The 6,341-nt window shown below is 66.9% G+C and carries 6 protein-coding genes and 1 pseudogene; 4 read left to right on the plus strand and 3 right to left on the minus strand.

The window, feature by feature from the left end:
• Positions 1 to 196: pseudogene (locus N866_RS22165) on the plus strand (very short patch repair endonuclease); the annotation flags it as partial.
• Positions 197 to 212: 16 nt separating this feature from the next.
• Here the strand turns inward: N866_RS22165 and N866_RS20065 are convergent.
• From N866_RS20065 to N866_RS15335, 3 genes are read right to left on the minus strand one after another with little or no spacing between them, the layout of a single operon-like run.
• Positions 213 to 1,748 carry an ATP-binding protein gene (locus N866_RS20065; protein WP_052023129.1) on the minus strand — a complete coding sequence of 512 codons (1,536 nt, stop codon included), beginning with the start codon at positions 1,746 to 1,748 and terminating at the stop codon, positions 213 to 215.
• Positions 1,745 to 2,542 carry a hypothetical protein gene (locus tag N866_RS15330; protein ID WP_034227949.1) on the minus strand — a complete coding sequence of 266 codons (798 nt, stop codon included), beginning with the start codon at positions 2,540 to 2,542 and terminating at the stop codon, positions 1,745 to 1,747. Before N866_RS15330 ends, N866_RS20065 begins: the two co-directional genes overlap by 4 nt.
• Positions 2,539 to 3,714, minus strand: coding sequence for a DEAD/DEAH box helicase (locus N866_RS15335; protein ID WP_081802701.1), 1,176 nt, complete (start codon positions 3,712 to 3,714; stop codon positions 2,539 to 2,541). The genes N866_RS15330 and N866_RS15335 overlap by 4 nt, the downstream gene beginning before the upstream one ends.
• A 381-nt stretch (positions 3,715 to 4,095) precedes the next feature.
• On the opposite strand from N866_RS15335, the gene N866_RS15340 reads away from it, so the two are divergent.
• From N866_RS15340 to N866_RS15350, 3 genes are read left to right on the plus strand one after another with little or no spacing between them, the layout of a single operon-like run.
• Positions 4,096 to 4,728: a relaxase domain-containing protein gene (locus tag N866_RS15340; RefSeq protein ID WP_034227952.1), complete on the plus strand. Its 633-nt coding sequence runs from the start codon at positions 4,096 to 4,098 to the stop codon at positions 4,726 to 4,728.
• Positions 4,729 to 4,764: 36 nt separating this feature from the next.
• Entirely contained in the window at positions 4,765 to 4,980 is a 216-nt protein-coding gene (locus tag N866_RS15345) for a helix-turn-helix domain-containing protein (RefSeq protein WP_034227954.1), read from the plus strand.
• 4 nt (positions 4,981 to 4,984) lie between these two features.
• Positions 4,985 to 6,205: a tyrosine-type recombinase/integrase gene (locus tag N866_RS15350; protein WP_034227956.1), complete on the plus strand. Its 1,221-nt coding sequence runs from the start codon at positions 4,985 to 4,987 to the stop codon at positions 6,203 to 6,205.
• The last annotated feature ends 136 nt before the right edge of the window (positions 6,206 to 6,341 follow it).

Consider the following 6,341-nt stretch of genomic DNA (forward strand, 5'->3'; position numbering starts at 1 on the left):
CGAGCACGGCACGAAGCCGACCTCGAACAGTCGGTGGTGGAGGGTGAAACTCCAGGCGAACATCGAACGTGACCGCGACACTCGGAACCACCTCGAGCAGCTGGGCTGGACGGTGCTGCGGATCTGGGAGCACGTGCACCCATGCGCTGCGGCGACGCTGGTCGCGGCAGCACTTGGGCACACGGCGCCGAGTTGACCGCCTGCCTTTGGCCTTACGCGAGGGGCTTCAGGGTCCGCAAGAATCCGTCCTTGACCTTTCGCAACTGCGCGGGGGTTAGCGCTGCATTCTTCCGTGACAAACGCTCAACGAGTGCGTCGACGTAAAGTGTATAGGCGAGCACCTTCAGCGCGCCTTCGTTGTCGCCCACGAACTCGGTCACGAAGGGGTGTCGCAAGTTCATCACAAGCGCGACCTTGTCGTCGGCCGGGAAGCCGACATGTACCAGCGCCTCGCTCGGGTGGCTGTCGTCAACGAGGCCCAGAGCCATCGTTGGGAAGCTTGTGTTTCCGAAGGTGATGGGAATGAGGTCGCTGCCTAGCCCATCAAGGAGGTCACTGACGAGCTCCCCCTCAGCCTCATCCTCAGCGGGAACGACTCCCTCCTCGACGATGGTGATCTCAGCGCCGAGCTCGTCGTTCTCCTCCAACTCTTCGCGAGTCTGCTCGACCACGGACTCGGCGGCCGCTCGGCTTAGCGTGGGTTTCGCCTCCGTCCTGCGGGACTCACGCGCCTTACTGATGTAGTCGGAACAGACGTCTTTCAGGGCTTCGAGCAACTCGTGCTCGTCGGCGCCGGACCAATCGATGGCGTCCTTGGTGTGGCTCACGCGCCACAAGTCGAAATTGAGTTCGCCGACGAGCCGCTGAGACTGGAAAGAGTTGGGAGAGCCGAAGATCTCCCATGGCTTCCAACCGTTTGGCGGGCCGCCTTGAATCAGTCGGTCGCGCCGGAATAGATGAAAGCCCGCGTCGGCCGCCTTGCCTCGTGCGAGCAGCCCGATCCACCCGCCCACGGGCTTATCGTTGATGGTGATGTCAATCTCTCGTCGCCACACAATGGTCTCGCCGTCTACCTGCTCGGTGAGCAGGTCCGGCTCCGTCCATTCGAGCCGCTCTCCGTTGAACGTGATGGTGACCTGGCCTCCGAGCAGGTCGCGCCGGTAGATTGAGGCAATCTCACTCTTAACCTTGCCGAGCGTGCGACCGACAAACACTCGGTCATACTCGAGCAGTCCTTCGACCTCCACCCGGGTGTAGTGGCCGGCCGGATCCCGCCCCTCGACCGTCTCAATCGCCAGAGACGTCGGCTTGTCGGCCTTCAGTTTCGCCACGTCCACGACCGCCGAGTACTCCACGGTCTCGCCGGCCCGCTTGCTGGTGAGGCGCCATCGGGGGCCGAGCCAGCAGGCGGCTGTCTTGAGGCCCATGCCAAATTCCGACCGGCCGCTGGTGTTCGCCGGAGGCTTCGCAAGCTGTAGTGCGCGGCTGAACTCCTCCAGGTTCATGCCCATCGCGTTGTCCACCACGGAGAGCGTGCCCGCGTCGCGGTCGTAGAACAGGTCGATGCTCAAGCTCGCAGGCTGTCCCGTCGCCTCTTCGATTGCGCCGCGCTGGACCGCGAAGTTCTGTGTCGAGTTGTCCACGAACTCAGCGATGGCGTACCAGGGTCGGTACGACAAGCGCCGGTAGGTCTCATAGATGTCACTGTCGGGACGGATGTCGACCGTCGGTGTTGCAGAACCAGTCATCCGAGCACTTCTCCATTCAGCAGTTCGTATAGCCCGTTGATGGGGTCGATCGGTCGGACGAGCAGTGGCCGTCCCTGAGCCTGGACGGTGCCCGTGGGGAGGTAGGTTGCGCGCGAGGCGCTCAGATCAAAAACGCGCATCGGGTGCATCGTCTCGGCCACCCGCAGTGTGAAGTGTTTGATGTTCGGAAACTCGCGGGGCAGGGTCGCCCGCTGCCGTCCGCCGAACCGTTCAGGCGCTAGGCGCAGCAAGTATTCGACCCCGGACGTCGGTTGTACATTCGCCAGAGCGGAAGGGAGTCGCCGCCACTCGATCGCGTACGAGCCGCTGGTCGACCTATACGGCGTGCCTACCGCTAGTTCGAAGCCGAAGTCCCGGCATGCGACACGGAGCGCCTCGCTCAGGTCGTCCGCGATGCAGAGCAGGGTTGGTGGCACCTCGCGCAGCAGCCGCTCGATGTCTCCCTCGACTAAGGACGGGAACGCGGCGGCGAGACCCGGGAGGAGATGCGTGCCGTAATACGCGGCCTCCAGCGCCTCGAACTGGTCGCGGAAATGGGATTCAGGGTGGCTGGCTAGTTCAACCTCGACGACACACCACCGAGAGCAGTCCTTCGCGACGAGTGCAACGTCCGGCCTCACTCGGCCGGCCGGACCATCTAGGAGCGGCTTCCAATCGGCCCAGATCCAGCGGTCCGACAGTCGCTCAACGAAACGCGGCACGAGCTTCTCAAACTCGCCCTCTCGGAGGCGGATCGGCGAGTACGCCTCGGTCTCTGTTGCGAAGGTCGTCAACTGAACTGCACCTCAAACCAACTCGCTTCGGCCAAGCCCTCCAATTGCGCCTCCTCGTTTACGAGGCGGTCCCTTTCTGTCTGGGTGGCGAAGATGGTCGCGACTTCGGCGGATTCTTTCCCGGGGCTCGGCCGCAGGAGGCGACCGAGGCGCTGGATGCGCTGACGAGTGCTCGCAGAGGAGGCGCACACGAGTCCGAAGGTGGCGTCCGGGACGTCGATACCCTCGTCGAGCGCCCGGCAGGAGACGAGAACATCTGCCTGTCCCGTACGGAACAAGAGGAGGCTCTTCAGCGACTGTGCCGGGTTCATCCTCGAGTGGTAAACCACCACACGATGGCCCTCCTTGCCGAGACGCCGCGCGATCTCCTCGGCCGCCCCGATCTTCTCGTGAAAGACCAACGAACGCTCGCCCCGGTGCCCCGACATGATCGCGACAGCGGCAGGGATTCTGGCGCGAGCCTCCTGGGCGAGTCGCGCCCGGGCCAGCAGGGCACGCTTGAGCGCCTCGCTGTTCGCGGCCTCGTCAGTACTGAGTAGCGCGACGCGCTGGGTGAGCCGCGTGTACCGATCCTCCTCGCTCGGCGTCAGCGGGATGGAGTAGTTGGTGAGGTGGAACGGCGCGAGGATGCCGTCCGCGGCCGCGTCTGCGTAGCTGTACTCGTAGAAGATCGGCCCGATCGACGGCTCGACGAACTCCTCGAACCACTGGTCGTACTCCCGACTGGCCGTTGCGGAGAGTCCAAGGCTTGCTGACCAGTCTGCGTCTATCGCCGCTCGGTTCGACGGCGAGGCGTAGCGGTGGCACTCGTCGGCGACCAGCATCCAGCGACCGGAAGCCGTGAGCTTCCTCGTGGCGGTCCGCGCTGCATTCACAGTCGCCACATGGAACGTTGCATCGCCTGTAGGGAAGGCGCCGCCGCGATGAACGGCCACGTCGCCGCTGACCGCGAGGCGGTCCGTCTCCATCACCGTAAGCCACTGATCAACAAGGGCCAGCGTCGGGACGACGATTAGGACACGCAGGCCCGGTTCGACCGCTCGGAGAGCCTCAACGCAGGCCAGTGCGAACCGCGTCTTCCCGGCCCCCGTCACCACGCTCGCTACACCGCGACGCTTCGTGAGCCACTTGGCCAGGGCGTCTTCTTGCCATTTTCGCAGCGATGTCGCCATCGGTGATCGGACGCCCTCCTTGGTCGCGTTCAGGTTAGCGGGCGTCCTTGCGACGGTAGTGCCTTATGGGCCGGAGGCGCATGTCGTGTCTTCTGAAAGGATTCGCGACTCATCTTGCACCTCGTGCTGATGACGGCCGCGGTGGCCCCCGTCATCGGGCCTGCCCGTGGCGGTGTGCGGCACCGCTGACGACGCGGCGGACCCGCCCGAGGGTGCCTCGGAGTCCTGCAGTAGCCCGCTCACCCGTGCGGTTGCGCGCGGGCCCGCCTACCCGCCTGCAGACGCCCCCGTACGCCGGCCAAACATCTTCTCCCTTCCATCCGCACACCTGTTGGCAAGGGAGCTCGCAGGAGGCGGTATTCGGATACGTCCGGCGGGGAGGTGACGCAGTTGATCACGATGCACAAGCTGACGGCCGGGGACGAATACGCCTACCTGACCCGGCACGTCGCCAGCCTCGGCGACGCCACCCGCAGGCTGCACCCGGACGACGTCGTCAGCCATCGGGCGATTACGGCGCTCTTCCGCGACGGCCGCGACCCGCTCACCGATGACGCGTTGGGCCGCGGCTATAGCCGTAGCGATGACGGGAGGCGGCGCGCCGTCGTCGGCTACGACCTGACCGTGACCGCCCCGAAGTCCGCCTCCGTGCTGTGGGCGCTGGGCGATGACGCGACCCGCGTCATGGTCCACGACGCGCACCGCGCGGCACTCGCGTCATCGCTGCAGTTCTTCCGGCAGCGCGTCATCGGCACGTGCATCGGCGACGCCCGGCTGCCTGCCGGGCCAGGTGCCGACGTCGTCCCGGGAAGTGCTCGAGTGAGTTCTCGCGACGAGCCATGCCGGGCCGGACTGCCCCGGGGACCTCGGAGAGCTACCGCGGGAGCAGCCCGTGCCGTCATCCCTCCCGGCCACCCACAGCCGCCGTGGGGCCGCCCCGCTCCCCAGCTTTCGCCGTATCGCTTGAACTCCGCTCCACCGCCGTCACTCGATGGACCGGACCTGAGCCTCTGAATTACCTCGCCCAACCAACCCAGGAGGAGAACCACCATGAGCGAGATCGAGATCATCCCGACCCCGCGCGTCATGCTCAGCGTCACCGAGGCGGCCCAGTGCCTGTCCATCGGTCGCACCACGATGTACGAACTGATCCACAGCGGCGCGATCGAGACCGTGCACATCGGCAAGCTCCGGCGTGTGCCGGCCGACTGCCTGACCGAGTTCGTCGAGCGGTGCCGCCGCGAGCAGCGCGCACAGGAGCCGTGACCGGATGGGCACCCGGGCCGGGAACCAGCGCTCGTCGATCTTCCAGGGCACGGACGGGCGCTGGTACGGCTTCGTCACGATGGGCATCCGGCCCGACGGCTCGTCCGACCGCCGCAAGCGGTCCGGCGCGTCCCGGGCCGCGGTGGTTCGCAAGGTCCGGGCGCTCGAGCGGGAGCGGACCGAGCACTCCGCGCGCCCGGCGGGCCGGTCACCGCGGCTCGAGACATGGCTGACCGAGTGGCTGGCCGCCACCGAGCTGCGGGTCCGACCGAGCACCCTGTCCGGCTACGCGGTCGACGTCCACCGCCACATCAACCCCACCATCGGCAAGCACCGGCTCGATGCGCTCCAGCCCGAGCACGTGGAGCACCTCTACGCCGTCCTGCTCGCCAACGGCCTGAACGCCGGCACCGTCCACCACGTGCGCCGGACGCTCAACAAGGCCCTCAACGACGCCGTTCGACGACGGCGCCTCCCGCGCAATCCCGTCGCGCTGGCGCACACGCCCCGGTACGACCCGCCCGAGATCGAACCCCTGACCGTCGACGAAGCCCGCCGGATCCTCGCCGCGGCCGAGGGCGAGCCGAACGGTGTCGCGTTCATGCTCGCGATCTCGCTGGGCTTGCGGCGGGGCGAGGTGCTCGGGCTGTCGTGGGCCGACGTTGACCTCGACGCAGGTCGGCTCCACGTGCGGCGCCAGCTCGAGCGTCGGAACTGGCGACACGGCTGCGCCGACCCGGACCGCTGCTACCAACGGCCGTCACGCTGCCTGAAACGCAAGGACGGCGGACTGGTGCTCGCCGAGCTGAAGACGAAGCAGTCGCGCCGGACGCTGCCGTTGCCGGAGCCGCTGCTCGTCGCCCTCCGTCAGCATCGTCACGGTCAGCGCGAGGCACGCATCCGCGCGGGGACGCTGTGGCGAGACTCCGGCCTCGTGTTCACGACAGTCACCGGTCGGCCGGTCGCGCCACGAGACCACTCACTGCACTGGACGGCGTTCCTCGAAGGGCTCGGCATCCGGCCAGCACGCCTGCACGACGCCCGGCACACGGCAGCGACGCTGCTGCTAGTCCAAGGCGTCGACCAGCGCGTGGTCATGAGCATGTTCGGCTGGACGTCGCCGGCGATGACGACGCGCTACCAGCACGTCGTGCCGGAACTAGTCGAGGAGGCGAATCGACGGATGGGCGAACTGCTCTGGGGCGACGTCGGACGCTCAAGGTAGGAAGTCGGGTAGGGCGGCCCTGCCCGCCTCAACTCTTGACCGGAGTGCCCGTAGGCTGGCGACCACGGCACCCGGTGGCCGTGTCCGAGGTATGCAAGCGGGGAGGTGTCGATGGGGGCCTGTCCCCGGATCCTGG

It is taken from the genome of Actinotalea ferrariae CF5-4 (genome assembly GCF_000603945.1).
GTDB lineage: Bacteria > Actinomycetota > Actinomycetes > Actinomycetales > Cellulomonadaceae > Actinotalea > Actinotalea ferrariae.